Origin of the sequence: Kitasatospora sp. GP82 (assembly GCF_029892105.1) — a bacterium.
Lineage (GTDB): Bacteria > Actinomycetota > Actinomycetes > Streptomycetales > Streptomycetaceae > Kitasatospora.
Map to the genome: position 1 here is coordinate 301,325 of NZ_JARZAJ010000004.1, position 26,230 is coordinate 327,554.

The 26,230-nt window shown below is 71.5% G+C and carries 24 protein-coding genes; 6 read left to right on the forward strand and 18 right to left on the reverse strand.

What is annotated here, in order from left to right; all coding sequences use genetic code 11:
• Positions 1–291 precede the first annotated feature (291 nt).
• From P3T39_RS06360 to P3T39_RS06370, 3 genes are all read right to left on the reverse strand, one after another.
• Positions 292–693, reverse strand: a complete 402-nt coding sequence (locus P3T39_RS06360; protein ID WP_280696337.1) for a YccF domain-containing protein — start codon at positions 691–693, stop codon at positions 292–294.
• Positions 694–774: 81 nt separating this feature from the next.
• On the reverse strand, positions 775–1,722 hold the full coding sequence (locus P3T39_RS06365) for a M56 family metallopeptidase (protein WP_280696338.1): 948 nt from the start codon (positions 1,720–1,722) through the stop codon (positions 775–777).
• A gap of 3 nt (positions 1,723–1,725) precedes the next feature.
• On the reverse strand, positions 1,726–2,133 hold the full coding sequence (locus P3T39_RS06370) for a BlaI/MecI/CopY family transcriptional regulator (RefSeq protein ID WP_280696384.1): 408 nt from the start codon (positions 2,131–2,133) through the stop codon (positions 1,726–1,728).
• Between the two features lie 460 nt (positions 2,134–2,593).
• Here P3T39_RS06370 and P3T39_RS06375 point away from each other — a divergent pair, with 460 nt between their 5' ends.
• The 5 genes from P3T39_RS06375 to P3T39_RS06395 all read left to right on the forward strand — a co-directional run bounded on the left by P3T39_RS06375 (position 2,594) and on the right by P3T39_RS06395 (position 6,439).
• Entirely contained in the window at positions 2,594–4,018 is a 1,425-nt protein-coding gene (locus tag P3T39_RS06375; protein WP_280696385.1) for an LCP family protein, read from the forward strand.
• Positions 4,019–4,163: 145 nt separating this feature from the next.
• Positions 4,164–4,739 carry a TerD family protein gene (locus P3T39_RS06380; protein ID WP_280696339.1) on the forward strand — a complete coding sequence of 192 codons (576 nt, stop codon included), beginning with the start codon at positions 4,164–4,166 and terminating at the stop codon, positions 4,737–4,739.
• 64 nt (positions 4,740–4,803) lie between these two features.
• Positions 4,804–5,451 (forward strand): hypothetical protein, encoded by a 648-nt coding sequence (locus P3T39_RS06385; RefSeq protein ID WP_280696340.1) that lies wholly within the window; start codon positions 4,804–4,806, stop codon positions 5,449–5,451.
• A 68-nt stretch (positions 5,452–5,519) separates the two neighbouring features.
• Positions 5,520–5,873, forward strand: coding sequence for a hypothetical protein (locus P3T39_RS06390; protein WP_280696341.1), 354 nt, complete (start codon positions 5,520–5,522; stop codon positions 5,871–5,873).
• 113 nt (positions 5,874–5,986) lie between these two features.
• Positions 5,987–6,439 (forward strand): hypothetical protein, encoded by a 453-nt coding sequence (locus P3T39_RS06395; RefSeq protein WP_280696342.1) that lies wholly within the window; start codon positions 5,987–5,989, stop codon positions 6,437–6,439.
• 7 nt (positions 6,440–6,446) lie between these two features.
• On the opposite strand, the gene htpX is transcribed toward P3T39_RS06395, so the two are convergent.
• The 11 genes from htpX to P3T39_RS06450 form a co-directional block, all read right to left on the reverse strand.
• A complete protein-coding gene (gene htpX / locus P3T39_RS06400; RefSeq protein WP_280696343.1) occupies positions 6,447–7,310 on the reverse strand; it encodes a zinc metalloprotease HtpX in 864 nt (287 codons plus the stop codon).
• Positions 7,311–7,439: 129 nt separating this feature from the next.
• Positions 7,440–9,038 carry an NADH-quinone oxidoreductase subunit N gene (locus P3T39_RS06405; protein WP_280696344.1) on the reverse strand — a complete coding sequence of 533 codons (1,599 nt, stop codon included), beginning with the start codon at positions 9,036–9,038 and terminating at the stop codon, positions 7,440–7,442.
• Positions 9,039–9,089: 51 nt separating this feature from the next.
• Positions 9,090–10,643, reverse strand: coding sequence for an NADH-quinone oxidoreductase subunit M (locus P3T39_RS06410; RefSeq protein ID WP_280696345.1), 1,554 nt, complete (start codon positions 10,641–10,643; stop codon positions 9,090–9,092).
• 52 nt (positions 10,644–10,695) lie between these two features.
• Complete coding sequence (locus P3T39_RS06415; RefSeq protein ID WP_280696346.1) at positions 10,696–12,741, reverse strand: NADH-quinone oxidoreductase subunit L; 2,046 nt, start codon at positions 12,739–12,741, stop codon at positions 10,696–10,698.
• Positions 12,738–13,106, reverse strand: coding sequence for an NADH-quinone oxidoreductase subunit NuoK (gene nuoK, locus P3T39_RS06420; protein ID WP_280696347.1), 369 nt, complete (start codon positions 13,104–13,106; stop codon positions 12,738–12,740). The genes P3T39_RS06415 and nuoK overlap by 4 nt, the downstream gene beginning before the upstream one ends.
• A gap of 6 nt (positions 13,107–13,112) precedes the next feature.
• The gene (locus tag P3T39_RS06425) at positions 13,113–13,772 is read right to left on the reverse strand and encodes an NADH-quinone oxidoreductase subunit J (protein ID WP_280696386.1); all 660 of its coding nucleotides are present in this window, start codon (positions 13,770–13,772) and stop codon (positions 13,113–13,115) included.
• Positions 13,773–13,774: 2 nt separating this feature from the next.
• Entirely contained in the window at positions 13,775–14,326 is a 552-nt protein-coding gene (locus P3T39_RS06430) for an NADH-quinone oxidoreductase subunit I (RefSeq protein WP_280696387.1), read from the reverse strand.
• Complete coding sequence (locus P3T39_RS06435) at positions 14,323–15,276, reverse strand: NADH-quinone oxidoreductase subunit H (RefSeq protein WP_280696388.1); 954 nt, start codon at positions 15,274–15,276, stop codon at positions 14,323–14,325. The genes P3T39_RS06430 and P3T39_RS06435 overlap by 4 nt, the downstream gene beginning before the upstream one ends.
• A gap of 2 nt (positions 15,277–15,278) precedes the next feature.
• Positions 15,279–16,385 carry an NADH-quinone oxidoreductase subunit C gene (locus tag P3T39_RS06440; RefSeq protein WP_280696348.1) on the reverse strand — a complete coding sequence of 369 codons (1,107 nt, stop codon included), beginning with the start codon at positions 16,383–16,385 and terminating at the stop codon, positions 15,279–15,281.
• On the reverse strand, positions 16,382–16,963 hold the full coding sequence (locus tag P3T39_RS06445) for an NADH-quinone oxidoreductase subunit B family protein (RefSeq protein WP_280696389.1): 582 nt from the start codon (positions 16,961–16,963) through the stop codon (positions 16,382–16,384). Before P3T39_RS06445 ends, P3T39_RS06440 begins: the two co-directional genes overlap by 4 nt.
• 71 nt (positions 16,964–17,034) lie before the next feature.
• Complete coding sequence (locus P3T39_RS06450; protein ID WP_280696349.1) at positions 17,035–17,442, reverse strand: NADH-quinone oxidoreductase subunit A; 408 nt, start codon at positions 17,440–17,442, stop codon at positions 17,035–17,037.
• A 308-nt stretch (positions 17,443–17,750) separates the two neighbouring features.
• Between P3T39_RS06450 and P3T39_RS06455 the strand changes: the two genes are divergently transcribed.
• Positions 17,751–18,950: a sensor histidine kinase gene (locus tag P3T39_RS06455; RefSeq protein ID WP_280696350.1), complete on the forward strand. Its 1,200-nt coding sequence runs from the start codon at positions 17,751–17,753 to the stop codon at positions 18,948–18,950.
• A 94-nt stretch (positions 18,951–19,044) separates the two neighbouring features.
• Here the strand turns inward: P3T39_RS06455 and P3T39_RS06460 are convergent, their stop codons facing one another.
• The 4 genes from P3T39_RS06460 to P3T39_RS06475 all read right to left on the reverse strand — a co-directional run bounded on the left by P3T39_RS06460 (position 19,045) and on the right by P3T39_RS06475 (position 26,227).
• A complete protein-coding gene (locus P3T39_RS06460; RefSeq protein ID WP_280696351.1) occupies positions 19,045–20,172 on the reverse strand; it encodes a trypsin-like peptidase domain-containing protein in 1,128 nt (375 codons plus the stop codon).
• 174 nt (positions 20,173–20,346) lie between these two features.
• Positions 20,347–21,489: a glycosyltransferase gene (locus P3T39_RS06465; protein WP_280696352.1), complete on the reverse strand. Its 1,143-nt coding sequence runs from the start codon at positions 21,487–21,489 to the stop codon at positions 20,347–20,349.
• The gene (locus P3T39_RS06470; protein WP_280696353.1) at positions 21,486–24,395 is read right to left on the reverse strand and encodes a bifunctional glycosyltransferase family 2 protein/CDP-glycerol:glycerophosphate glycerophosphotransferase; all 2,910 of its coding nucleotides are present in this window, start codon (positions 24,393–24,395) and stop codon (positions 21,486–21,488) included. The genes P3T39_RS06465 and P3T39_RS06470 overlap by 4 nt, the downstream gene beginning before the upstream one ends.
• A 209-nt stretch (positions 24,396–24,604) precedes the next feature.
• Entirely contained in the window at positions 24,605–26,227 is a 1,623-nt protein-coding gene (locus P3T39_RS06475) for a glycosyltransferase family 2 protein (RefSeq protein WP_280696354.1), read from the reverse strand.
• Positions 26,228–26,230: the final 3 nt, after the last annotated feature.

Consider the following 26,230-nt stretch of genomic DNA (forward strand, 5'->3'; position numbering starts at 1 on the left):
AAAAACAGGCACCCCAAGCCCTGTGCGGCGTGTCGGCCGAGCCGAGCCCGACCGTGTCGCAGCCCTGGCGCCGCACCGCTCCGGGCGTGCCGCAACGGGCGCGAACCGGACGCGGCAACCACCCGTTCGGCGGCCTGCCATCCGCTCCGGGGGCCAGCTCGACCAGCGGACTCGACCGGTGCTCCGGCAGCGCCGCCGTGCAACGGGCGGCTTCACATCCACCCGCTACGAATATCCACTCATAATTTCTACTGACCTCGGCCGGCCATTATCCAAGGCCGTCCCGTGGAGTCAGCGGCCCCCGAACTTCTCGTCAGTGGAGACGATCTCCCGCCCCAGCGGCATCAGCGAGATCGGGATCATCTTCAGGTTGGCCCACCCGAACGGGATTCCGATGATCGACAGGAACAGCGGAATACTCGTCGCCAGATGCGCGAGCGCCAGCCACCAGCCCGCGAAGACGAACCAGATCACGTTGCCGACGAACGACGCCGCCCCGGCACCGGGCCGCTCCACCGTCGTCCGCCCGAACGGCCACAGCACGTACCCGGCGATACGGAAGCTGGCGATGCCGAACGGGATGGTGATGATCAAGACGCAGCAGATGATCCCGGCGACGGCGTAGCCGATGGCCATCCAGATCCCGCAGAAGATCAGCCACAGGACGTTGAGTACGAAATCGAGCACCCTCATGCGCCCACCCTCCCACGCTTCTCTTCCCCCCACCGTGCGCGGACACACTCCGGCCGGCGGGCGCGGATCCGGGGCGAAGGGCTACAGCGGAGTGACGGCCTTGAGGACGAGCAGCAGCGCGACCGCCGCGTTGAGGGCGGAGAGCGCCGAGGCAGCCGCACCGGCAGCGGCGACCATGGCGGCGAGGCCGGCCGGGCTGTGGGCGGGGGGCCAGTTGGCGCTGGTGGGGACGGGGCCGAGGAGCGCGGCCACGCGGCGCGGGATCGGGCCGGGCGCGGCGAAGGCGGCGAGTGGGGAGGCGCCGAGGCCGTGGGCGGCGGCGCCGTGGGAGACCAGGGCGGCCTTGGCGACGGCGCGGGCGGTCAGGCGGCGGTCGCCGACCGCCTGGGCGGCCTCCTCGTCGGCCCACCGTTCGGCGCCGTAGGCGACGGCCTGCTGCAGCGGCCGCAGGAAGGGGTTGGCGCAGCTGGCGAGCTGGGTGGCGAGCAGGTAGCGGTGGTGGTGGTTGGCGAGGTGGGCCCGTTCGTGGGCGAGCAGGGCTTCGCGTTCGTCGCAGCTGAGGCTGTCGAGCATGCCGGTGGAGACGACGATCCGTCCGGGTGCGCCGGGCAGCGCGTAGGCGTACGGACTGTCGTCGGGCAGGACGGCGAGGTCGAGGTCGCCGGGTGCCGTGGCGAGGGCCCGTCGGGCGCGGGAGCGGATCCGCAGGTGGCGGACGGCGATCAGGGCGCAGGCCGCGATGAGCAGTCCGAGGAGGCAGAGTGCGGCGGTGCCCACGATCTCGTGGAACGGTACGGCCGCCCGGACCTCCGGGTCCGACCAGCTGTCGGGGAGCGGGTTGCCGGGGATCTGCGCGGTGCCGACCACGCCGAGCAGCCCGAGGCACAGTGCGCTGCACACGGCCATCACGACGCTGATGGTGGTGAGCAGGCGGGCCGCACTGCGCGGGTGGAGGTGCTGCTCGGCCAGGCGGGAGATCGGCAGTGCGGTGAGCGGGAGGACGAGCGGAAGGAAGACGAAGAAACCCATCTCTCAGCCTTCTTGGTCGTCCGATGTGCTGTCGAGCAGGGCCCTCAGCAGGTGCTCGTCGTGCGGGAGGAGGGCGCTGACGAAACTGGCGAGCACCGCGTCGCGGTCGTCCTCGCTGTCGAGGACCTTGCGCATCCGCAGGGCGGCGAGGCCGGCGGCGTCGGAGGCGGCGAGCCAGAGGTAGGAGCGGCCTGTCCTGGTGCGGGAGACGGCGTTCTTTGCGTGCAGCCGGGAGAGGATGGTCATCACGGTGGTGTAGGCGAGGTTGCCGTCCAGGCGCTCCTGCACCCAGCCTGCGGTCGCGGGGCCGGGTGACTTCCGCAGGACGGCGAGGACCTGGGCCTCCAGTTCGCCCTGGCCCCGCCGGCGCACCCGGGGGTCCCTCGCCGATGCGTTCAGCTCCTCGCCCATGGCGACGACCTCCCCCTCCGCTGCTGCCGCCCCGCCGGGCCGGGGCACGCCTCTCATCCTACTGAGCCACCCCACGCCGTCGTCCGGCGCGGAGAGCGGGTCGCCGGTGGAACCGGGAGGGGTGACTTCACCGTGGTGACTTTGTATGCTTCGCTGGTCCTCTACACGACTGTAGAAGATGGTGCGGCCGGCCCGGCTCTGCGCTCACCCGCCGCCGTTCTCGCCCGCATCGCGACGGCCAGGCGCCTTCGCCTGCCGCTTCCGCAGCAGCGAGACCCCCCCTGTACCCGCCGCGAAAGGTGCGCGCATGACCGACCCGGAACCGCGTACGCCTCGCCGAGGTCGCCCGACTGCCGGCGACGGGACGGCGGAGCCGAGAGCGGCCCGGGCCCCGGGCGACCAGGGCACGAAGCGGCGACGCAGCAAGAAGGAGATCGCCCTCTGGGCGGGCGCGGCGACGATGTCGGTGGCGGTCCTCGGCGGCGCCGGGATCTACTACAAGCTCAACGCCAACATCAGCACCTTCGACGGCGGCGGCCTCAGCGCGGACCGCCCGGCGGCCGCCGGCCCGGACGCCAACGGCAACACCCCGGTCAACCTGCTCCTGATCGGCTCCGACTCGCGCGACGGCGCCAACAAGGACCTCGGCGGCGGCAGCGACGGCGGGGCGCGCTCGGACACCACGATCCTGTTGCACGTCTACGCCGACCACAAGCACGCGGTGGGCGTCTCGATCCCCCGCGACTCGCTGGTGGACATCCCGCCCTGCAAGGCGAACGGCAAGTGGACGGCGCCGCAGACCAACGTCATGTTCAACAGCGCCTTCTCGGTCGGCGACTCCGTCCAGGGCAACCCGGCGTGCACCCAGAACACCGTCGAGAAGCTGACCGGCCTGCGGGTCGACCACACCATAGTCGTCAACTTCCAGGGCTTCGCGGCCATGACCAGCGCGGTCGGCGGGGTGAACGTCTGTGTTCCGAACGCCGTCTACGAGGGTGATCTCAACCCCAACCTCGGCAGCAAGGGCGAGCTGCTCTTCCCGAAGGGCCCGCAGAAGCTGTCCGGCCAGCAGGCCCTGGACTACGTCCGGCTGAGGCACGGCATCGGCGACGGCTCGGACATCGGCCGGATGCAGCGTCAGCAGGCCTTCCTCTCATCCCTGATCAAGAACATCAAGAGCCAGGGCATGAATCCGACCACCCTGCTGCCGCTCGCCGACGCGGCGACCAAGTCGCTGACCGTCGACCCGGGCCTGGGCTCGGCCGACAAGCTGATGTCCTTCGCCCTGTCGCTGAAGGACATCGACCTGCACAACGTCAAGTTCCTCACGGCTCCCTGGCAGTACAACGGCGCGCGGGTCTCGCTGGTCCACCCCGACATCGACCAGCTGTGGGCCGCACTGAAGGCCGACCGCACCCTGGACGGCCAGGACGCGGGCAGCGGCACCCCGGGCACGTCCAGCGCCTCGCCGACGGACGCGGCACCGAGCCCCTCCACCACGCCGTCGGTGAAGGGCGCCGGTCTCGGAGTCGCCGTCTACAACGGGACCACCACCCCTGGGCTGACCACCAAGGCCGCCGACCTGCTGGAGGGGGCCGAGTTCACGGTCACCGGCAAGGCGAACGCGGCCGCCCAGAACCACGCCACCACCGTCGTCGAGTACGGACCCGGCGAGAAGGCCGGGGCCGAGAAGGTGGCCCAGCTCTTCCCCGGCGCCCGACTCGAGCCGGTCGACCGCTCGGGCATCAACCTGATCCTCGGCCGGGACTTCGCCTCCTCGGGCGGCGCGAGCCCCGCAGTTCCGTCGGGGCCGCTGCCGACCAGCGTCAGTGGCGCGGCCCGCTCCGCCGACGACGACCTGTGCAGCAATGTCTCGTACGGCTGACCGGCGCCCGGGGACTGACTTGTCGTCAAGCTCGGCAGACCGATTCTCGCCTTCTCTACAGTGATGTAGATTCATTGACCAGACCGGCTGCACAGCCAAGCACGCGCCTTGTCGGACCGGCGCGAGAACTCCAGGAGGGGCAATCATGGGAGTCACTCTCTCCAAGGGCGGCAACGTCTCGCTGACCAAGGAGGCCCCCGGCCTGACGGCCGTCATCGTCGGCCTCGGCTGGGACGTCCGCTCCACCACCGGCGCCGACTTCGACCTCGACGCCAGCGCGCTGCTCTGCAACGAGGCCGGCCGGGTGCTCAGCGACCAGCACTTCGTCTTCTTCAACAACCTGCGCAGCCCCGAGGGTTCGGTCGAGCACAGCGGTGACAACCTCACCGGCGGCGGGGACGGCGACGACGAGCAGATCAAGGTCGACCTCATGGCCATCCCGGCCGGGGTCGCCAAGGTGGTCTTCCCGGTCTCCATCTACGACGCCGACACCCGACTGCAGAACTTCGGCCAGGTCCGCAACGCCTTCATCCGCGTGGTCGACCAGGCCACCGGCGCCGAGATCGCCCGCTACGACCTGACCGAGGACGCCTCCACCGAGACCGCCATGGTCTTCGGCGAGCTCTACCGCCTCGGCGCCGAGTGGAAGTTCCGCGCCATCGGCCAGGGTTACGCCTCCGGCCTGCGCGGCATCGCCCTGGACTACGGCGTCAACGTCTGAGCGGACCGACAGGCCCGTACGGGCCGACGGCCGTTCCATCCCTATCCATGACCCGGGGGAACGCATGGACCGACTTCCCCGTCCGCCTCAGCTGACCCAGCTGCCCCAGCAGGACCGGGCCGACTTCGAGCTGGCGCTCGGTCAGGCCCTGGCCAGGGACGAGATCCGGGAGGCGCTGCGGCGGAACCCGGGGCTCGGCAGCGAACAGCTCCGCGCGCTCGCCCGCACGGCCAGCGGCGAGATCGCGGCAGCCGCTGCCGACGAGTACATCGAGTACCTGCGGGTCCGCAGCACCTCGGGCCCGGCCGACTCCACGGGGACCGGCGACTCCCGCAGCATCGACCCCGACTGGGCGGGCGGGCTGATGGGTGTACTCGCCGTCCTCGTTCCCCTGCTCACCGGCACCGCCGCGGGCATCCTGCTGCTGCTCGGGTACGCGCTGGGACTGGCCAAGTCCCAGCGCCACCTGGCCGACTCACTGCTCACGGCGGGCTGGGCGGCGGCCGTGGTCGCCGGAATCTGTGTCGTCGCGGGGGTCTCCGGACTTCTGGCCACCGCTGCCCGCCGCCGCGCCGCCCAGTCCGAGGCGGTGCAGTCCGAGGCAGCGCCGGGCACTGCCCGTTCCGAGGAGCTCGAGCGGGCCCGCGAGGCATGGCGGACGGCGCTGCTGGAGCGGGGACTGCTGCCCTTCCTCCTCCTTCGGCTCCAGTAGCCTCGGGCCGGACGGACCTGCCGGGGAGCCGGTCCGCCGAACCGTACGAGAGACCCGAGGAACCAGAAGTGAACATACGCCGTATCGCAGGGGCCGTGCCCGCTCTGATGCTGGCCGCGCTGCTGCTGGGCCAGCAGACCGCCGCCCAGGCCGCCCCTGTGACGGCCCGTACGGTGGCCGCCGCACCAGCCGCTCCCGCCGCCGGCATCGCCGCTCCCGCACCGGCCGCCGCGCCGGTGCAGCCGCAGACGCAGGGCACCCAACAGCTCGCCGCCAAGACCAAGGACACCAAGAAGAAGGGCGGCTTCTTCAAGAAGCTCGGCATCGCAGTGATCGTGGTGATCCTGCTGATCATCCTCTTCGCGATCGGACTGATCGTCGCGATCGTGTTCGCGATCAAGCGGATCTTCCGACGGCGCTAGCGGCCGCCTGCCGCCCCGGCCCGACGAGTTGCGAGGTCGCGGGGGCCTTCTACGCTGCAGATGACGGACGAATCATTGAATGTTGAAGCGTCCACAGCAGCAGGGAGGCAACCATGTCTCAGGCTTCTGGTCCGCTCCACGACCCGTCGGGCCCCGCTCCGGGCGGGCACTCACCCGGATCGCGGCCCACGGCTGCCGTCACCGGGCTGGTGCTGTTCGCCGGGGTGATGATGCTGGTCAACGGGTTGCTGGGGATCCTCCAGGGCATCGTCGCGGTGGCCAAGGACAGCGTCTACGTGACCACCCAGCACTACACCTTCGAGTTCAGCCTCACCGCCTGGGGATGGATCCACATCGTGTGGGGCCTGGCCATCGCGGCGGTCGGCTACGGCGTGATCAAGGGCTCCTCATGGGGACGAGTGATCGCCATCCTGGTGGTCTCCCTCGGTCTGGCGCTGAACTTCGTCTTCCTGCCGTACTACCCGCTCTGGTCGCTGGTGGTGATCGCGATCGACAGCATCATTCTCTGGTCGCTGTGCCTCTACCACTCCCACACCACCATGTGATCCGCGCTCAGCGGTGGTAGCCGCCCATCCGCTCCAGACGGGCGATCCGCTCGGCCATCGGCGGGTGGGTGGAGAAGAGCCGGGCACCGGCCTCCCCCGGACGGAAGGGGCTGGCGATCATCATGTGGCTGGCCGTCTGGAGCTGCGGTTCCGGCGGCAGCGGCAGCCGCAGGGTGCCCACCTCCAGCTTGCGCAGGGCGCCGGCCAGGGCGAGCGGGTCACCGGTGATCCTGGCCCCGTCCGCGTCGGCCTGGTACTCGCGGGAGCGGCTGACGGCCAGCTGGATCAGGGTGGCGGCGAGCGGGCCGAGGATCATGATGGCGAGCATGCCGAACAGGCCGGGACCGTCGTCGTCCTCGCTGCGGCCGAACGGGATCAGCCAGGCGAAGTTCACCAGGAACATGATCACGGAGGCCAGCGCCCCGGCCACCGAGGAGATCAGGATGTCCCGGTTGTAGACATGGCTCAGCTCATGGCCGAGCACCCCGCGCAGCTCGCGCTCGTCCAGCAGCTGCAGGATGCCGTCGGTGCAGCAGACCGCCGCGTTGCGCGGGTTGCGGCCGGTGGCGAAGGCGTTCGGCGCCGGGGTGGGCGAGATGTACAGACGGGGCATCGGCTGGCGGGCCGAGGTGGAGAGCTCACGGACGATCCGGTACAGCTGCGGCGCCTCGATCTCGCTCACCGGGCGGGCCCGCATGGCCCGCAGGGCCAGCTTGTCGCTGTTCCAGTACGCGTACGCGTTGGTGCCCAGGGCGATCAGCAGGGCCAGCACGAAGCCGGTACGGCCGAAGAAGCTGCCGATCACCAGAATCAGCGCTGACAGGCCGCCGATCAGCGCGGCCGTTCTCAACCCGTTGTGCTGGCGGTGCACGGCAGGCCCTCCAAGTGGTGCGGCGGGAAGCCTTCGGTTCACATCCCTCTGCTGAGATCAACGGCGGGATGAGCCGAGTTCGTTCCCTTGTGCACAGACCGCCCAGTGGGCTGGGGCGTTGCCGGGTTCTCAGAACAGGCTGCCGCCGGCCACCTGGAGGACCAGCTGCGGCGCCACCGAGAGCACGACCGCGACAACGGCGGTCAGGCCCATGGTGGCGGCCAGCGGGGCCGGGAGACGGCGGTCGGTGAGCGGCTGCTCCGCCGGGGCGAACAGCTTGGCCGTCCAGACCAGGTAGTAGTACAGGGCGATCACGACGTTCACCGCCATCACCACGGCCAGCCAGCCCAGGCCGGCGTCCACGGCCGCCCTGAAGACCACCACCTTGCCGAACAGGCCGACGATGCCCGGGGGCAGTCCGGCCAGGCAGAGCAGGAAGAAGGCCAGCGCGAGCGCCGTCCAGCGACGGCGGGCGAACAGGCCCGCGTAGTCGTCCAGCCGGCTGCCGGTGCCGCGGCCGACGGCGGCGACCACGGCGAAGGCGCCGAGGTTCACCACGCCGTAGATGAGCGCGTACGCGACGGTGGCACCGATCGGCTCGGCCGCGTCGGCGTACCCGGCGGCGGCCAGCGGCACCAGCAGATAGCCGGCCTGGCCGACCGAGGACCAGGCGAGCAGCCGGACGGCGCTGTGCGCGGTGCTCCCGCGCTGGCGCAGCGCAGCCACGTTGCCGGCCGTCATGGTCAGTGCCGCCAGCACCGCCAGCGCCAGGCCCCAGGTGTGGCCGTACGGGCGGAAGGCGAGCGTGGTGACCAGGGCCAGACCGGAGAGGCCGGTCGCCTTGCCGACCACCGAGAGGTAACCGGCGATCGGGATCGGCGCGCCGGTGTAGGTGTCGGGCACCCAGAAGTGGAACGGGACGGCGGCGACCTTGAACGCGAAGCCGACCAGCGTGAGCGCCGCGCCCGCCTCGGCCAGCGGCTTGAGCTGCGCCGGGGCGTGGGTCAGGCCGTCCGCGACGGCGGACAGGTGCAGGCTGCCGGTGGCGGCGTAGACGAAGCTGACGCCGAACAGCATCACGGCCGTCGCGGTGACCGAGGAGAGGAAGAACTTCAGTGCGGCCTCGGCGCCCCGGCCGTCCCGGCGCAGGCCGACCAGTGCGAAGGCCGGCAGCGAGGCGACCTCAAGGGCGATGATCAGCGTCGCCAGGTCGCGGGAGGCGGGCAGCAGGGCGGCGCCGGTGGCGCTGCTGAGCAGCAGGAACCAGTACTCGCCGGCGGGCAGACCCGCGGCGGATCCGCTGATCGACGCCTCCTCGTCCACGGTGTGGACGGAGAGCAGGGCCACGATCAGCGCGCCCCCCAGCGCCAGCAGCTGGAAGGCCAGCGCGAAGTGGTCCGCCACGTAGGAGCACGCTCCGCCGTTGATGGTCGCAGTGTCAGTGGCGGCTGCTACGTTCCGCAGGCAGAAGGTCGACCGAACGTCACCATGGGCCAGCGGGAGGAGTGCGATGAGCGCGAGGGCGAGTCCGCCGACGGTGAGCCAGCCGAGGGCCTTCTTCCGGCCCGCCGGGAGGAAGAGGTCCGCGAGCAGCACGGCGATGGCGGCCAGGGCGGCGATCAGCGGGGGCGCGATGGCCATCCAGTCGATCGACTGGATGAGGCTGCCCGGGTCGGCGGCGGCCAGCGGGCTGGTGGCGGCCAGTGGGCCGGCGTCGGACGAGGTCATGGCGGGCTGCCCCAGGGGGAGGTGAGAGCCGAGCAGGGTGGGGAGCATCGGTCAGCCACCCCCGAGGAGGTGCTTGACGGCCGGGTCGGACAGACCGAGCAGTAGGGCGGGCCAGAGCCCGGCCACCACGGTGAGCGCGGCCAGTGGGGTCCAGCTGACGGCCTCGTACGGGCGGAGGTCCGGGATCTCGGCCGCCACGGCCGGCTGGTCGGGGTCGCCCATGCAGACGCGCTTGACGACGACCAGCAGGTACGCGGCGGTGAGGAGGGTGCCGAGTCCGGCGATCACCATGTACGTCACGAAGGCGGGGCGCGAGAGCCCGGCGGCCGGGTCGAAGGCGCCGAACATCGCCAGCAGCTCGCCCCAGAAACCCGCCAGCCCGGGGAGGCCGAGGCTGGCGACGGCGGCGAATGCGAGCAGCGCGCCGATGCGCGGTGCCCGGCCGTAGAGGGCTGCCCCGGTGGCACCCGCGAGGGTGTCCAGATCGGCGGTGCCGTAGCGGTCCTTGACGGCGCCGACCAGGAAGAAGAGCAGGCCGGTGATCAGGCCGTGGGCGATGTTGGCGAACAGCGCGCCGTTGACGCCCACCGGGGTGAGGGAGGCGATGCCGAGCAGCACGAAGCCCATGTGGCCGACGGAGGAGTAGGCGATCAGGCGCTTGAGGTCGCCCTTGGCGCCGGGCCGCGCCAGCGCCAGACAGGCCAGTGAACCGTAGACGATGCCGACGGCGGCGAAGGCCCCGAGGTAGGGGGCGAAGGTGGCGGTGCCGTCCGGCACGATCGGGAGGAGGACACGGACCAGGCCGTACGTTCCCATCTTCAGCAGCACACCGGCGAGCAGCACCGAGCCGACGGTGGGGGCAGCCGTGTGCGCGTCCGGGAGCCAGCTGTGCAGTGGCCAGGCGGGGGCCTTCACCGCGAGGCCGACGACGATGGCCAGGGCGGCGATCACCTGGGTGGTGTGGTTGAGCCCCCTGCCGTGGGCGGCGGCCAGCTCGGTCATGTCGAAGGTGCCCGCCTGGGTGCCGATCAGCAGGAAGCCGAGCAGCATCACGGCGGAGCCGAGCAGCGTGTAGAGGATGAACCGGTTGGCGGCCGGCACTCGCTGCCCGCTCCCCCAGCGGGCGATCAGGAAGTACATCGGGATCAGCACGATCTCGAAGGCCAGGAAGAAGAGCACCAGGTCCAGCACCGCGAAGGTGGCCAGCATGCCGACCTCGAGGAGCAGCAGCAGGCCGGTGAACGACCGGGCGCTGGGCGTGCCCTCGCCGCTCGGCAGCCGCTTGGTCGAGTACACCGCGCAGAGGAAGGTGAGCAGGGCGGTGAGCACGATCAGCGGCAGCGAGATGCCGTCCACGCCGAGGTGGAAGCGGACGTTGACGGCCGGGATCCAGCGCAGGTCGGTGACGGCCTGCATCCGGCTCGGCGTGCCGTGGTCGAAGCCGACCGCAAGCCCGACGGTGAGCAGCAGCACGGCACCGGTGACGGCCACTCCGAGGCGCAGCGCGCGCCGGTCGGCGGCCTCGGGGTCGGCGCCGAACGGCGCCAGGGTGGCGGCGGCGCCGAGCAGCGGCAGCAGCAGGAGGGCGATGAGGACTGCGTTCATCGGGGGCTCCAAGGGCGTGCTGCGGTGGATGGGACGGAGGGGGCGGTACGGGTCATGAGCCGACCGCCACCAGGACGGCGAGCAGGACGACGCCGGCGAGCAGTGCGCTCACGTACGTCTGCGCGTTGCCGTTCTGCGCGCGCCGGACGAGCCAGCCGAGCAGGGTGGCGCCGTTGCCCGCGCCGCGCACATAGGTCTCGACGACCTCGCGGTCCAGGAAGCGGACCAGCTGGGCGGCGGCGGTCGTCGGGCGGACGAAGAGCACGGTGTAGAGGCGGTCCACGTGGAAGCCCTGCTGGGCGGGGCCGAAGAGCGGGCCGAGCAAGGTCCGTCCCGGGTCGGCGACGGGCGTCACGGCGGGCTCGGCCGCCGGGATCGCCTCGACGGCGGGCGGCCCTGCCTGTCCGGGCACTCGGCCGGGGGCGGCGGCGCGTGCGGTGGCGGAGCGCCAGGCCGCGTACGCGATCAGCACCCCGGCCAGGGCGAGACCGGTGCCGACCACGGCGGTGCCGGTGGAGGGCCGCAGCGAGCCGCCGTCCAGCAGGCTGGGCAGCCACTCGGGCCGCAGCCCGGCAACGCCCAGTCCCATGGTCGGGACGGCGAGCACCCAGAGCGGCCAGCGCATGGCGTGCGGTTCGGCCTGGGCCGGGTCGGCCTCGTCGATCTCGGGCGAGTACGGCGCGCCGGCGGCGTGGCCGTTGGCCTGGTCGGTGACGGGTGCTGCCGCACCCGCCGGCGAGTGGAAGGCGACCAGCCAGAGCCGGGTCGCGTACGCCGCCGTGAGCAGCGCGGTGAGCGCGCCGGAGACGAGCACGATCCACCCGGCGGCGGAGGGCACCGCCGAGGCCGGACCGAGGCCGTTGGTGAGTGCCTCGCCGGTCGCGGCGTGCTCGGCGGCGGTGAGCACCGCCTCCTTGCTGAAGAACCCGGCGAAGGGCGGCAGTCCGACCAGGGCGACCAGCGCGATGCCCATCGTCCAGTAGGCGTCGGGGACGCGCCCCCGCAGACCCGGCATCCGGGACATCGCGGAGATGGAGTTGGTGTGCGCGGCGTGGATGACCACACCGGCGGTGAGGAAGAGCAGTGCCTTGAAGGCGCCGTGGCTGACCAGGTGGAAGACGGCCGCGTCGCGGTCGCCGCTGGCCAGGGCGCCGGCCATGTAACCGAGCTGGCCGACGGTCGAGTAGGCGAGCACCCGCTTGAGGTCGTCCTGGGCGAGGGCGCAGAGAGCGGAGCCGACCATGGTGACGGCCGCCATCACGGAGAGCACCAGCAGCGCGGCGCCGGAGAGCAGGAAGACCGGCAGCAGCCGGGCGACCAGGTAGATGCCGGCGGCGACCATGGTGGCGGCGTGGATCAGCGCGGAGACCGGCGTCGGGCCCGCCATCGCGTCGGGCAGCCAGGTGTGCAGCGGGAACTGGGCGCTCTTGCCGGCGACTCCGGCGAGCAGCAGCAGCGCGATCAGGGTCGGGTGGCCGAGTCTGCCCTCGGCCGCCGCCTGAAGCACCCCGCTGATCCTGAACGTTCCGGCGTCCGCCCCCAGCAGGAAGATCCCGAACAGGAAGGGGACGTCGCCGAGCTTGGTGACCAGGAAGGCCTTGAGCGAGGCCGAACGGGCGTCGGCGGTCTCCCAGTGGTGGCCGATCAGGAAGTACGAGCAGATGCCCATGATCTCCCAGCCGACCAGCAGCACGATCAGGTCGCCGGAGTACACGACCAGGAACATCGCGGCGGTGAAGAGCGAGACCAGCGCCGCGTACGAGGGGTAGCGCGGATCGTCCTTCAGATAGGCCGTGGAGTAGATCTGCACGCACGTGGCGACCAGGCCGACCAGCAGGGAGATCAGTGAACTGAAGCCGTCCAGGTGGATGGCCAGGAGGATGTCCGGCCCGCCGGTCGGGGTGAGCCGGGTGGCGGCGTCCAGGCTCTGGTCGGTGCCCAGCTGGAGCGCGACGACCAGGGCCAGCACGGCCGAGGCGGCCACCGGGAGGACGGCCAGCGGCCGGGCGAAGCCGGGGGCGCGGCGGCCGGTGGCGAAGATCGCGGCGGCACCGAGCGCGGGCAGCGCGGGCACCAGGGCGGGGAGTGCGAGGTTCATACGGCGGCCGCCTTGTTCTCGGAGGCTCCGGCCGTCTCCGGTTCAGCGGTGTCCTCGTTGGGGTCGCCGAGGGCGGTGAGACGGTCGATGTCCGCCGTCCCGCTGGTCCTGAAGACCAGCAGGACGATGGCGAGACCGAGGCCGATCTCGGCGGCGGCGACGGTGATGGTGAAGAGCGTGAGCGCCTGCCCGGCGTGCAGCGAGTCGCGCAGCCAGGCGTCGAAGGCGACGAGGTTCAGGTTGACGGCGTTGAGCATCAGCTCGACGGACATCAGCACCAGGACGACGTTGCGCCGGGCGAGCACGCCGTAGACACCGACGCTGAACAGCAGCGCGGCGAGGACGGCTGGGTACACGAGGTGCATCGGCGGTCAGCTCTCCTGCGGAGGGGTCGTCGAGGCGGTGACCCGCGCGGCCGGGCCGTTGGAACCGACCGGCTTGCCCGCACGGAGCTTGCCGGCACGCGGCCTGGGCAGCCGCTTGTCACGCGTGCGGGAGAGCACGATCGCGCCGACCAGCGCGGCCAGCAGCAGCACGGACAGCGCCTCGAAGGGCAGTACCCAGTGCCGGAACAGGCTCTCGCCGGTCACCTTGGTGCTGCCGCCGCCCGCGCCCAGGTCCACCCAGGAGGTGCGGAAGGCGTCCACGACGAGGGTGACCAGCGTCCCGGCGGCGGCCAGGGCCACACCGAGCGCCACCCAGCGGTTGCCGGAGTCGGCGTCGGGCGAGCGGCCGATCGGCGCCTTGGTGAGCATCAGGCCGAACAGCACCAGGACGACCACCGAGCCGAGGTAGATCAGCACCTGCACCCAGGCGATGAACTCGGCCGTCAGCAGCAGGAACTCGATCGCAAGGCCACCGAGCGACACGACCAGCCAGAGCGCGGCATGCACCAGCTGCTTGGTGGTCACGGTGATCACGGCGGAGCCGAGTACGGCGAGTCCGACCAGCAGGAAGACGACCTCCACGCCGGTCGGGGAGAGGAAGGAGCGGGTGGCTGGGTCCAGCGGACCGGCCGTGGCGAGCAGCATGTTCACTCCGACTCACCTCTGGCGGCCTCGGCCGCGGCGGCCAGCTTCTCGGCCGCCTTGCGGGCGGCGGCGATCTCCTTGGGATCCTCGGCCGCCGGGTCGAGCGCGGGCGGCGGCGGGACCGTCCACATCCACTCGCGCAACCGGTCGCGCTCGTGGGTCAGTTCCAGGATGTCGGTCTCCGCGTACTCGAACTCGGGCGACCAGAACAGCGCGTCGAACGGGCAGACCTCGATGCAGATACCGCAGTACATGCAGAGCGAGAAGTCGATCGCGAAGCGGTCCAGCACATTGCGGGTACGGGCGCGCGCGTTCGGGTCGGCGGCGGGCAGCGTCTCCTTGTGGGAGTCGATGTAGATGCACCAGTCGGGGCACTCACGGGCGCAGAGCATGCAGACCGTGCAGTTCTCCTCCAGCAGCGCGATCACACCGCGGGTGCGCGGCGGCAGCTCGGGCTGCACCTCGGGGTACTGCGCGGTGACGGACTTCTTCGTCATCGTCCGCAGGGTGACGGCCAAGCCCTTGGCGAGGCCGGTGCCTGGAATGTTCATCAGGAGATCGCCACCTTGACGACGCCGGTGATGGCCAGCTGTAGGAGCGCGAGCGGGATCAGGCACGTCCAGGCGAAGCGCATCAGCTGGTCCTCGCGAAGCCGGGGGTAGGTGACCCGGATCCAGATCACCACGAACGCCAGCGCGAAGGTCTTGAGAATCGTCCACAGCCAGCCGAGGTGCTCCGGCATCGGCCCGTGCCAGCCGCCCAGGAAGAGCACCGCCGTCAGCGCGGAGACCACCAGGATGCCCGCGTACTCGGAGAGCAGGAAGAACGCGAACCGCAGGCCGGTGTACTCGGTGTACGCGCCGAAGATGATCTCGGAGTCGGCCACCGGCATGTCGAACGGCGGACGCTGCAGCTCGGCCAGACCCGCCGTGAAGAACACGAACGCGCCGATCAGCTGCCACGGCACCCACCACCAGTGGAAGGCACCCAGGATCCCGGGCAGCGAGATGGTCCCGGCCGCCATCGCCACCGAGGCGGCGGCGAGAACCATCGGCAGCTCGTACGACATCAGCTGAGCGGCCGTCCGCAGACCGCCGAGCAGGGAGAACTTGTTCGCCGAGGCCCAGCCCGCCATCAGCTTGCCGATGACACCGACGCCCAGGACGGCTAGCACGAAGAACAGACCGGCGTCCACGGCCTGACCGACGAACCCGTCCGGGCCCACCGGGATGGCCAGCAGCACGATCAGGTACGGGAGCAGCGAGACCGCCGGGGCCAGCTGGAAGACCCTGCGATCGGCCTCGGCCGGGACCACGTCCTCCTTCTGGGCGAACTTGACGCCGTCCGCGACCAGCTGGGCCCAGCCGTGGAAACCACCCGCGTACATCGGACCGAGGCGGCCCTGCATATGGGCCATCACCTTGTGCTCGGTCTGGCCGATGATCAGCGGGAAGGTCAGGAAGACGACCAGGGCGGCGACGCAGCGCAGCAGCGTGTCGAGCAGGTTCACGTGCTGTCTCCGTCCTGGGCGGGTGCCTGGGTGGGGGGGGCCTCGGGGGCCGGCGTCTTCTCGTCCGGGGTCTGCTCGGCCGAGGTCGCGTCGACGGCTCGCGGTTCGGCCGACGCAGGTTCGGCCGGGACCGGAGCGTGCCACGGGGCGTCGGAGGACTGCGTACGAGCAACGGTCGGCCGGCCCGGTGCCGACGGCTGCGGCTGCTCGGCCGACACGCCGGCCTCGCCCGCCTCGCCGGTCGCACCGGCCTCACCCGCAGGAGCAGCCTGGCTCACCGAGCCCTCGCTGATGCTGCGGGTCCGGCGCGGCCGGTCCGCCCGGATCGGCGCACCGCCCTCCCCGGGCGCAGTCTCACCCGCAGGAGCAGCCTGGCTCACCGAACCGTCGCCGATGGTGCGGGTCCGGCGCGGCCGGTCCGCCCGCACCGCGGGCCCGCCCTCGGTGGCGGAAGCAGCCGCACCCGCAGCTGCGCCGGCGGCCGCGCGCGGCCCTCGGGCGACGCGGGCCGGACGCTCGGCGGCAGGCGGCAGGGTGCCCTTGAGCGGGCCCCACTCGTTGGGGTCGGGGACACCGGCGGGCTGCATCTTGCGGCGTGCCGGGCCACCGCCGTGGTCGCTCTCGCCCGGTTCCTTGGCGCCGGGCCAGTCTTTGGCGACGCGGGCGGCCAGGACGAACTCCTTGCGCAGCGGGTGGCCCTCGAAGCCGTCCGGCAGCAGCAGGGTGACCAGGTGCGGGTGGCCGGTGAAGTCGATGCCGAACATCTCGTGGGTCTCCCGCTCGTGCCAGGCGGCACCAGCGTAGACCTCGACGGCGGTCGGCAGCACGGCTCCCTCGCGCGGGATCCGGGTACGCACCACCAGGTGCCGTACGCCCGGCTCGCCGGGCGCGGCGAGGTGGGCGGCGACCGAGAAGCCCTCGGCCAGCTCGTCCACCGCGCTCAGCCAGTCGAAGAAGCCGAGCCCGAGGCCGTCGCGGGCGGCGGTGAGCGCCTCGATCCAGTGCTCGGCGGGGACGTCCACGGTCAGCAGCTCGTACGCCTCGCCGGCGGTGGCCCACTCGCCGATCGCGGCCGCGACCTCTTCAGCACCGACGGGGATCACTTCGCGCCCTCCGGCGTCCGCGCGGGACCGGGCACCAGCGGCCGCCGCAGCGCGGACGCGGGTGCCGCGTACCGCGCGGGCAGCGACTCGGCCGCGATCTTCTCCTGCAGCTTGAGGATGCCCTGGAGCAGCGCCTCGGGGCGCGGCGGGCAGCCGGGCACATAGACGTCGACCGGGATGATCTGGTCCACGCCCTTGGTGACGGAGTACGAGTCCCAGTACGGGCCGCCCGAGTTGGAGCAGGCGCCGAAGGAGATCACGTACTTGGGCTCGGGCATCTGCTCGTAGAGGCGCTTGACGGCCGGGGCCATCTTGTCGGTCACCGTGCCCGAGACGATCATCAGGTCGGCCTGGCGCGGGCCGGGCGCGAACGGGATGACTCCCATCCGGATGAAGTCGTGCTTGGCCATCGACGCGGCGATGAACTCGATCGCGCAGCAGGCGAGGCCGAAGTTGAAGCACCAGAGGCTGTAGCGGCGCCCCCAGTTGAGCACCACCTTGACCGGGTCGGGGGCGAGCCGGGCGAGCGGGCCCAGGCGCTGCGGCTCGACCCCGCCCGGACGCGCCGGATCGGGCATGCCGAGCGCGATCGGTCCGTCGCCGGAACCGTGCGAGTGGCTGTGCGTGACGTTGTCGTTCACGTCGTGGGTCACGTCCATTCCAGAACGCCCTTCCTCCAGGCGTAGAGCAGACCCACCGCGAGGAAGCCGATGAAGACGAACATCTCCACCAGGGTGGTCATGCCGAACCCGGCGGCGGCGAAGACCGTCGCCCAGGGAAAGAGATAGATCGCGTCGACCGCGAAGATCACATAAAGGAAGGCGTAGACGTAGTACCGGACCTGGGTGTGCGCCCAGTCCTCGCCGACCGGGTCGACACCGCACTCGTAGGTGAGCAGCTTCTCCGGCGAGTACACCACCGGCCGCAGCAGACGGTTGGCGGTGAAGGCCACCGCGACGAAGAGCACGCCGACGACGGCCATCAGGCCCACCGTCGCGTACGCGTCGAAGTAACCGCCGCCCACGGCGGGGTCGGCAGCGGCCAGCGGCCCCTCCATGCTTCTTCGCCTCCAGATCGCCCCGGTCCCACCGTTCCCGGTGGGCTCACTGGGCCTCTTTTTACGCGGTCATAACCATCGCTACGGCGTGAGTCTAAGTGCAGCGATGTACTCTTCCCACACCCTGCCCGGTCTTCAAGACGTCCGGTGGACACCGGGCCCTGCGCTGTCCCACGCGGCACCTCCGTGTCCGGGTGCACCGGCAGGGTGGGGATAACCCCCTGACCGGGACGCCGATCACCCCCATGGCCCCATCATGCGCCGACCCGGAATGCTGGACGCAACAGTCCAGCGAGAGGGTCAACGCCATGAACGACGCGCCGCCGAGCCACCCACAGAACCGCCCTGCGCCGTACGGGGCGAAGATGTGGGGTCAGGTGCAGCACCTGCTGCTCAACCTGCCGATCGGCGTCGTCGGCTTCGTCTTCACCGCGGTGACGCTGACCGCCGGTCTGGGGCTCGCCGTCACCGTGGTCGGGCTGCCGCTGCTCGCGGCCGGGCTGGTGGGCTGCCGTGCCCTCGGCTCCCTGGCGCGCCGCCGGGCACGGGTCGGGCTCGACCTGGACGTACCGGATCCCGGCCCGGTGGTCGTCGCCAGGACCGGGGTGGCGGGCTGGGTGATCGCCGTGCTCACCGACTGGCTGAGCTGGCGCTGCGCGCTCTACGCGATCCTGCTGCTGCCCTGGGGCATCCTCAGCTTCACGCTGACCCTGCTCCTGCTGGTCGTCGGCTGGCCGGTGCTGCCCTGGGCGATGCGCTGCCTCGGCGCGGTGGACGGGATGCTGATCGGCAGCCTGCTCGCCCCGGGCGCGCTCACCGAGCGGGTCAAGGAGCTGGAGGACGACCGGGGAGCGGTCGTCGACACGGCCGCCGCCGACCTGCGCCGGATCGAACGCGACCTGCACGACGGCGCCCAGGCCCGGCTGGTCGCCCTGGCGATGGATCTCGGCCTCGCCAAGGAGAAGCTGGCCGAGACCGCCGAGGCCTCGGACACCGAGGGTGTCCAGGCCGCCGCCCAGATGGTGGACGCCGCGCACGGCGAGGTGAAACTGGCCCTGCAGGAGCTGCGCGACCTCGCCCGGGGCATCCACCCCGCCGTCCTGACCGACCGCGGCCTGGACGCCGCGCTCTCGGCGGTCGCCGCCCGCTGCACCGTCCCCGGGGGCGTCAAGGTGCACGTCGATCTCAAGGGCCCGGACGGCACCGTGCAGCGCCCGGACTCGGCGGTCGAGGGCATCGCGTACTTCACCGTGAGCGAGCTGCTGACCAACATCTCCAAGCACTCCGGCGCCCGCACCGCCACGGTGGACGTCTGGCGCGCCGCCGACCGTCTGATGGTGCTGGTCCAGGACGACGGCAGGGGCGGCGCCGCGGCCTACCCGGGCAGCGGTCTTGCCGGCCTCGGCGAGCGCGTCGGCGCGGTGGACGGGGTCCTGGTGGTGAAGAGCCCCGTGGGCGGTCCGACCGGCGTCACGGTCGAGCTCCCCTGGCGGACCAGGGCGCGCTGAGGCCCGCACAAGACACGACCGGCAAGACACGACCGGGCCCGGCAGCCGCCACCCTTGCGCGGTGCGGCTGCCGGGCCCGGGGTCGTGACGGGGGTCAGCTCTCCAGGGTGCCGAGGGTGACGTCGGCGGTCTTGCTCTGGCCGTCCCGCTGGTAGGTCACGGTGACCTTGGCGCCCGGCTGGAGCGAGGCCAGGGCGGTGGTCAGCGCGCCGAGCGAGTCGATCTCGGTATCGCCCAGCTTGGTGATCACATCGCCCGTCTGGAGCCCGGCCGAGGCGGCCGGGCCGCCCGAGGTGGTGGTGACGACAACGGCACCGGCGGGCCGGAAGTCGGAGTTGAAGTACGTCCTGGCCGAGATGCCGAGGGCGGCCCGGCCGGAGTTGGTGACCTTGCCTTCCTTGATCAACTGGTCGGCGATGCTGGTGACGGTCACGGCTGGGATGGCGAAGCCGATGCCCGGCGCGGCGCTGCCGTTGGCCTCCTGGTCCACGGCGGCCAGGGTGTTGATCCCGACCACCTGGCTGTTCAGGTTGACGAGTGCGCCACCGCTGTTGCCGGGGTTGATGGCGGCCGAGGTCTGCACCATGTTGCCGATGGTGGCCCCCGGCGCGTCCGGGCTCCTCGGTTCGGTGACTGTCCGACCGGTGGCCGAGACGATGCCCTGGGTGACGCTGGAGGACAGGCCCAGCGGACTGCCCATGGCCAGGGTGATCTGTCCGACCTCGACCTTGCTGCTGTCGGCGAACGTCGCCGGCCTGAGGCCGCTCGGCGGACTGCTCAGCCGGATCACCGCGAGGTCGGCATCCGGGTAGCTGGCGACCAGGGTGGCGTCCAGGGTCTTGGCACTGTTCGCCAGGCTGACGGAGAAGCTCTGGGCTGTGCCGACCACATGGGCATTGGTGACGATGTTGCCCTTGGTGTCGTAGACGATCCCGGAGCCGAGGCCGTTCGGGGTGGTGATCTGCACCACCGAGGGCAGCACATCGGAGATGACCTTCTGGTAGTCCTCCTGCAACTGGAGACCGCCGTTGCTCGCTGCGAGGGTGCTGCCCGAGGCACTCGGCGAGGCGGAGGAGGCGGTCGAGGAGGACGACGAGCTGCTGGTGCAGCCACTCACCAGCAGCCCGGTCAGAGCAGCGGCCACACCGCAGAGCAGCACCCTGGGACCGGTGGGGCGCGGCCCCGCCGGGATCGGACGGGTGGGTTCCTTCTTGGGGTGCACCTTGGCCTGCCTCCGGTTCCGGACGTGGTGAAGGGCCGAACTTTGTCAGCATTTCACCGGTATGTCCGATTCATGGCATGGCGCGCCCGGGGCACCGCCCGGGAGTCGCGGCAGCGCCTGGCAACCCGAGGACGTGTCGGGCCGGGGACGACCACGCACCCCGGCCCGGGACGGCTACGAGTCCAGGAGGGCGAAGAGCTCCTCCCAGCGGGCCGTCACCTGCTCCGGCGAATACCGGACGATCGCCTCTCGGGCCTTCTTCGCCATGGTGTCGCGCAGTTCCTGGTCGTCCATCAGACGGCCGAGCTGCTTGGCCAGGGCGGTGGTGTTGCCGGTCGGCGCGAGCAGGCCGTCCTCGCCGTCCCGGATGATCTCGCGGACACCCGGCGCGCAGTCGAAGGCCACACACGGCACACCGCAGGCCATCGCCTCCATCAGCGAGATCGGGAAGCCCTCGCCGCGCGAGGACATCGCGAAGATCGAGGCACCGGCCAGCGCGCCGGGCACATCGTCCGTCCGCCCGGCGAACTCCACCGACCCGTCCAGGCCGAGCGCGGTGCACTGCGCCCGCAGCGCCGCCTCCTCCTCTCCCAGGCCGTAGACCTTCAGCTGCCAGCCGGGGCGCCGGTCCACGACCGTGGCCCACGCCTCCAGCAGCAGGTCGTAGCCCTTCTCCTGGGACAGTCGCCCGATGCTGATCACGGTCTTGGTGGCCGACGGCACCGTCTCGGGCAGCGAGAAGGGCAGCGGGTTGGGGATGCCGCAGGTGCTGTTCATCCCGTCGCGGATCCAGGCGTCGGCATCCTCGTCGGTGAGCGCCACCAGCCGGTCGACATCCGCGTAGTAGCGCTTGACCCGGCCGTAGCGCGAGGTGGCCTTGCAGGTCTCGTACGACTCGTGGGTCATGCCGATCACCTGAAGGCCCGACAGGTCGGCCTGGGCCACCCACTCCATCGCCCAAACCTGGGTGACGATGACCACCGCACCCGGGCGGGCGGCCCGGAACAGCTGGTTCATCCGGGCGGCCGCGCTGCGCACCCCGGCCGCGCGCTGCGCCTCCTGACGGCGGGCCTTGCCATCCAGGCGCTGCCAGGGGTAGCGGGGGGTCCACGCGGACGCCGGGCGCTCGCTGTACAGGGTGGTCATGCCGTACGGCAGGTCGTCGCCGAAGTCCTTGTGCAGCACGGCGGGGGCGATGCCGATCAGCTGCACCCCGTGGCCCCTGGCGCTGAGCAGCTCGGCCATCCGGTGCGACCAGCTGGAGACGCCGCCCAGCTCGTCCACGCTGTTGCTGACGATGAAGATGTCGCGGCTCATCGACCGGCCTCCTGCTCCGTCTGGGCACCGGGTGCACCGAACATCAGATCGGCGATCCGCTTCGCCGCATCGCCCTGGTCGTACTCGCCGTACTCGGCCACGAACTGCCGCCGGGCATCCGCGTACTCCTTGCCGACCAGGTCCAGGTCGGCAAGCGCCTCGTAGAGGTCCCCGATCTCGCGCAGCACCGGGCCCGGCGCCTCCCGCAGCAGGTCGAAGTAGGTGCCGCGGACGTCGTCGGCGTACTCGTCCCAGTCGTAGGCGAAGAAGAGCATCGGCCGGTCCAGCAGGGCATAGTCGAACATCAGCGACGAGTAGTCGGTGATGAGCGCGTCCGCCATCAGGTAGAGCGGTGTGACCTCCTGCACGTCGGAGACGTCGATCACCTTGCCGCTTACCGACGGCGGCAGCACCACCTTGTTGAGGTAGTGACAGCGCACCAGCAGGGTCATCCGGTCGCCGAAGCGCTCGACGAAGTCCTCGACGTCGAAGGGCAGCTCGAAGGACTTCACCTTGCCGGCGGCGTCCGAGCGGAAGGTCGGCGCGTAGAGCACGACCGGCTTGGTCAGGTCGATGCCGAGCTCGCCGGCCAGCTGGTGGTCCTTGGCCGTGCCCTCGCGCCGCAGCATGTCGTTGCGCGGGTAACCGACCCGCAGCAGCCGCTCCTCGCTGACCCGGTACGCCGGGGCGAGGGTGCGCACATCGTGCTCGGAGCGGACCACGAAGTGGTCGAAGCGGTCGAGACCGGCCAGGTACTCGGCCTGCTGGACCGGGGTCTGCCGCTTGAGCGAGGCCAGGTCGAAGCCCATCTTCTTGAGCGCCGAACCGTGCCAGGTCTGGATGTACGTCGTCTCGGGCCGCTTGCGCAGCCGGTACGGGAAGCCCTGGTTGTCCACCCAGAACTCGGCCTGGGCGAGCGCCCGCAGGTAGTCCCACGACCAGCGCTTGACCAGGGTGGCACCGGACGGAAAGCCCTTGGGGCTGTCCGAGTACGACCAGACGGCCTTCATCGGGGCGCCGCGCCGCACCAGCTCCTCGTAGACCGCACGCGGGTTGTCGCTGTACTGCTTGCCCTGCTGGCTCTCGAAGACCACCTGGCCCTTGACCACCGGCAACCGGTTCAGCAGCTGGTGGTAGACCTTCAGCTTGGTGTCGCCGTTGTTCAGCTGCCGCCTGAGCTTGAGCGCACCGCGCACGCCCGCGCGAGCCCGGTCCACGGCGGTGTTGGCGATCGGTCCGGCCTCGCCGCGCAGGGCACGCTCGATCAGGTCGGTGCCCTTGCGGGCGGCGTTGCCCTCGGCGGTCAGCTCGAAGGCCAGGTGGCCACGGGCGGAGCGGTGCGGCTCCAGCCGGTCGCCGGTGAACCGGGTGAGCCGGGGCCGGACCGGGGCGGCGGGGGACGCCGAAAGGTCGAGGTCACCGACGGTGAGCCGGGTGCTGGTGCGTTCGCCGTCCGCGGTGAGCACGCAGCGGACGTCCCAGACGCCGTCGATCACACCGAGCGGCCGCAGCGCCTTGGCCAGATCGACGGTGGCGGACCAGACGATCCCGTCGCCGTCGTGCCGGACCTCGCGGACCGGGAAGGCGAACTTCGACTGCAGCGTCTTGCGGCGGCTGGTGAACTCCAGCTTGGCGGCGAGCTTGGCCCCGGCCGGGATCCGGCCGAGCGGGTTGACGATCCGGCCGGCCAGCTCGACGCCCTGCGGCCCGGAGGCGTAGCGGGTCAGCTGGTTGCGCAGGAAGAGCTGGCCGATCGCCCTGGCGTGGTAGCCCTGGTCGGTCACCTCCAGGACCCGGCGGCCCTCGGGGTCGTCCAGGTGCCCGTCGCACCAGAAGATCCGGCCGTCCTTCTCGACCAGGGTGCTGGAGAGCTTGTCCCGGTTGAGCAGGGTGTCGATCGCCGGGAGCAGGTTCGCCCAGTCGCCCTTGGTCAGCAGGTAGGCGCAGATCCGCTGGATGCTCGGGCTCTCGGCGACCGCCTCCGGGTCGAGACCCGCCAGGTAGGCGCGGGCGTGCTCGGCGAACTCCTGCCGGAAGTCCTCCGGCAGGAAGGGCAGGTCGCGCAGGTGCAGCACCAGGTCGTGCTTGAGGAACTTCACGTCCTTGCAGTACTTGAGCTCGGCCATGCCCCGGTCGGCGAGCATCGCGTCGATCCGGCGGTGGATCTCCAGCCGGTCGGTGAAGTTGCGGATCTCGTGACGGCGGTTGGAGAGCGAGGCCCCGCTCTTGTCCTTGGACGACGGCCACTGGTCCCAGAAGTAGACCCGGTTGGGGATCAGGGTGATCCGCTCGGCGGCCAGGTACGCCTGCGAGGAGAAGAGCAGGTCCTCGTAGAGGATGCCGAGCGGGAACTGCAGCTTCGCCCGGGTCAGGAAGCTGCGCCGGTACGCCTTGTTGGTCGACAGGGTGTCCCAGACCAGCAGATCGGGCATCTCGGCGATGGAGTCCAGGGTCCTGGTGCGCGAGTAGATCCACGGATACCAGGCGTCGGTCTTGCCGTGCCGGTTGCCCAGGAAGCGGCGGACGCTCAGGCCGCAGACCAACTCGGCGCCGGTGCGCCGGCCGGCCTCGTAGAGGTTGCGGCAGGCGTGATCGTCCAGCTCGTCGTCGCTGTCCAGGAACATCACGAACTCGCCCTCGGCCTCGGCGATGCCGTGGTTTCGGGGGCCGCCGCAGCCGCCGCTGTTCTCGGCCAGGCGCAGCGCCCGGACCTGGCCGGGGTGCTCGGCCGCGAGTCGCTGGGCGACCGCGAAGCTGTCATCGGTGGAGCAGTCGTCGACGATCAGCACCTCGACGCCGCGCAGCGACTGACGGAGTGCGGAGCTCACTGCCCGCGGCAGCCGGGCAGCGTCGTTGTAGACGATCACGATGATGCTGACCAGCGGCGTCGCCTGGCTGGGGGGCATAGAGCGAGGGTCCTTGTCGTCGGGTGAGCACAGGCCCCGGTGGTACCGGGCCCTCGGGCGTTGTCGACCGGCGGCGGGCCACCGGGCGATGTCCACATGGCAGGACATACTGCGTTTCCTGTGGAAATCCCACGGGAATCCCATAAATTCTGCCATCCGCCTCGCCCGGCCCCGTCCACCGGGCACCGGCGGCCCCCCGGCGGGGAGCCTCAGCTGCGGCGGGCGAGTGCGCGGCGGAAGCGGCTGCGGACGACCTCCCAGCCGCCGCGGACGCCGTCGGCGACGCGCAGGCCCAGCTCGCCGTTTCCGGTCTCGTACACCTGCACGAGGGCGATCCGGGACGGCGGCCGGAAGACGGCATGGCGCTTGGCGGGCGTCGCCGAGCGGACGGCGGTGAGGACGCGGCTGCCGTCGGCGAAGACGACCTCGATCCGGACGGCCCAGGCGGTCATCTCACCGGCGTCGCGCAGCTCGAAGGTGTCCACCGAGGTGGCGGCCGTCCAGCCGCCCTCTGGGTGGGGGGCCAGTTCGAGCGGGCGGCGGACGGTCAGCGGCGGGCCGACCCTGGTGCTCAGCTCCAGCGCGGCCGCGACCGGCCGAGCGGCGGAGACCACGCCGTAGGCGTCGTGCATCCGCAGCCGTACGGTGCAGTCGGGGGCGAGACGGACGACGCCGTCCACGGCCACCGGCAGCTCCTCCGGGGCCAGCTCGGTCAGCCCGGTCAACGGGACGCCCTCGACCAGCTCGGGGCGGCCCTCGACGTCGACCGGGTACGGCGGGGCGAGCCTGGGCGGGCTGGCGGCCAGTTCTCCCACGCGGCGCAGCTCGGCGCCCTCGACGGCCTCGGGGCGGGCCTCCAGCACCTCGGCGACCCAGCGGCCCGAGGGGGTGGCGGCGGCCAGTACGGCGGGCTCGAAGCCCGTCAGGTGGGCACGGGCGATCCGCCACCACTCGGTGCGGTACCCGGCGGACTTGTGACGGAGCTCACGGGCGTACATCCGCAGGTCGTAGTCGACGAACTTGGTCCGGGCCGCGCTCGCCAGCTCCGGCTGCCCGGCGTCGAGCAGGATGCGGACCACCTCGGCGTGCGCGTCCACCCGGTCCTGCCAGTTGCGGATCTCGTCCCGGCGGAGCGAGATCGACGGCTGGCCGACGACCCGGCGGACGTGCCAGAGGTAGACGGTGTCACTGATCGCGATCAGCCGGGGGCGGGCGGCGTAGAGGCGGGCCGTGAAGACGAAGTCCTCGTAGTGCACCGCGCCCTCGGCGAAGCGCACCCCGTGGCGGTCCAGGAAGGCGCGCTCGTAGAGCTTGTTGGCGCAGAGCGTGTCGCGCAGGAAGTCGGGCCGGGCGCCGATGCCGTCGTAGCGCTCGGGCGGGGCACCGTCGGCCGGGAAGAGGTCGCGCTGCCACGGGCTGTCGGTACCGGCGGGCAGTTCCCGGCGGACGCAGACACCGGCGACCACGTCGGCCCGCTCGGCGACGGCGGTGTCCAGCAGGGTGCGGACGGCATCGGGCGGCAGGACGTCGTCGCTGTCCAGCAGCATCACGTACTGCTCGCGGGCAGCGCTCAGCCCCTGGTTGCGGGGGGTGCCGCAGCCACCGCTGTTCTCGGTCCTGGTGATCACCCGCACCCGGCTGTCCTCGGCGGCCAGCTGGGCCAGTCGCTCGGCAGTGCCATCGGTGGAAGCGTCGTCCACCACGATGACCTCGCCGACCGCCTCGCCCTGCGCCAGGGCGGAGTGGACCGCGTCGGCGATTCGTTCGGCGTCGTTGAAGACGATCACCACGATGCCGACCCGGGGAGGATTGCCGGAATTGCTACTGGTCATTCG

What these genes read in the sequence shown, in the direction of transcription:
- P3T39_RS06360 (WP_280696337.1), bottom strand. Translation starts at nt 693, where the DNA reads ATGAGGGTGCTCGATTTCGTACTCAACGTCCTGTGGCTGATCTTCTGC.
- P3T39_RS06365 (WP_280696338.1), bottom strand. Translation starts at nt 1,722, where the DNA reads ATGGGTTTCTTCGTCTTCCTTCCGCTCGTCCTCCCGCTCACCGCACTG.
- P3T39_RS06370 (WP_280696384.1), bottom strand. Translation starts at nt 2,133, where the DNA reads ATGGGCGAGGAGCTGAACGCATCGGCGAGGGACCCCCGGGTGCGCCGG.
- P3T39_RS06375 (WP_280696385.1), top strand. Translation starts at nt 2,594, where the DNA reads ATGTCGGTGGCGGTCCTCGGCGGCGCCGGGATCTACTACAAGCTCAAC.
- P3T39_RS06380 (WP_280696339.1), top strand. Translation starts at nt 4,164, where the DNA reads ATGGGAGTCACTCTCTCCAAGGGCGGCAACGTCTCGCTGACCAAGGAG.
- P3T39_RS06385 (WP_280696340.1), top strand. Translation starts at nt 4,804, where the DNA reads ATGGACCGACTTCCCCGTCCGCCTCAGCTGACCCAGCTGCCCCAGCAG.
- P3T39_RS06395 (WP_280696342.1), top strand. Translation starts at nt 5,987, where the DNA reads ATGTCTCAGGCTTCTGGTCCGCTCCACGACCCGTCGGGCCCCGCTCCG.
- P3T39_RS06405 (WP_280696344.1), bottom strand. Translation starts at nt 9,038, where the DNA reads ATGACCTCGTCCGACGCCGGCCCACTGGCCGCCACCAGCCCGCTGGCC.
- P3T39_RS06410 (WP_280696345.1), bottom strand. Translation starts at nt 10,643, where the DNA reads ATGAACGCAGTCCTCATCGCCCTCCTGCTGCTGCCGCTGCTCGGCGCC.
- P3T39_RS06415 (WP_280696346.1), bottom strand. Translation starts at nt 12,741, where the DNA reads ATGAACCTCGCACTCCCCGCCCTGGTGCCCGCGCTGCCCGCGCTCGGT.
- nuoK (WP_280696347.1), bottom strand. Translation starts at nt 13,106, where the DNA reads ATGCACCTCGTGTACCCAGCCGTCCTCGCCGCGCTGCTGTTCAGCGTC.
- P3T39_RS06425 (WP_280696386.1), bottom strand. Translation starts at nt 13,772, where the DNA reads ATGCTGCTCGCCACGGCCGGTCCGCTGGACCCAGCCACCCGCTCCTTC.
- P3T39_RS06445 (WP_280696389.1), bottom strand. Translation starts at nt 16,963, where the DNA reads ATGCCCGATCCGGCGCGTCCGGGCGGGGTCGAGCCGCAGCGCCTGGGC.
- P3T39_RS06450 (WP_280696349.1), bottom strand. Translation starts at nt 17,442, where the DNA reads ATGGAGGGGCCGCTGGCCGCTGCCGACCCCGCCGTGGGCGGCGGTTAC.
- P3T39_RS06455 (WP_280696350.1), top strand. Translation starts at nt 17,751, where the DNA reads ATGAACGACGCGCCGCCGAGCCACCCACAGAACCGCCCTGCGCCGTAC.
- P3T39_RS06465 (WP_280696352.1), bottom strand. Translation starts at nt 21,489, where the DNA reads ATGAGCCGCGACATCTTCATCGTCAGCAACAGCGTGGACGAGCTGGGC.
- P3T39_RS06470 (WP_280696353.1), bottom strand. Translation starts at nt 24,395, where the DNA reads ATGCCCCCCAGCCAGGCGACGCCGCTGGTCAGCATCATCGTGATCGTC.
- P3T39_RS06475 (WP_280696354.1), bottom strand. Translation starts at nt 26,227, where the DNA reads ATGACCAGTAGCAATTCCGGCAATCCTCCCCGGGTCGGCATCGTGGTG.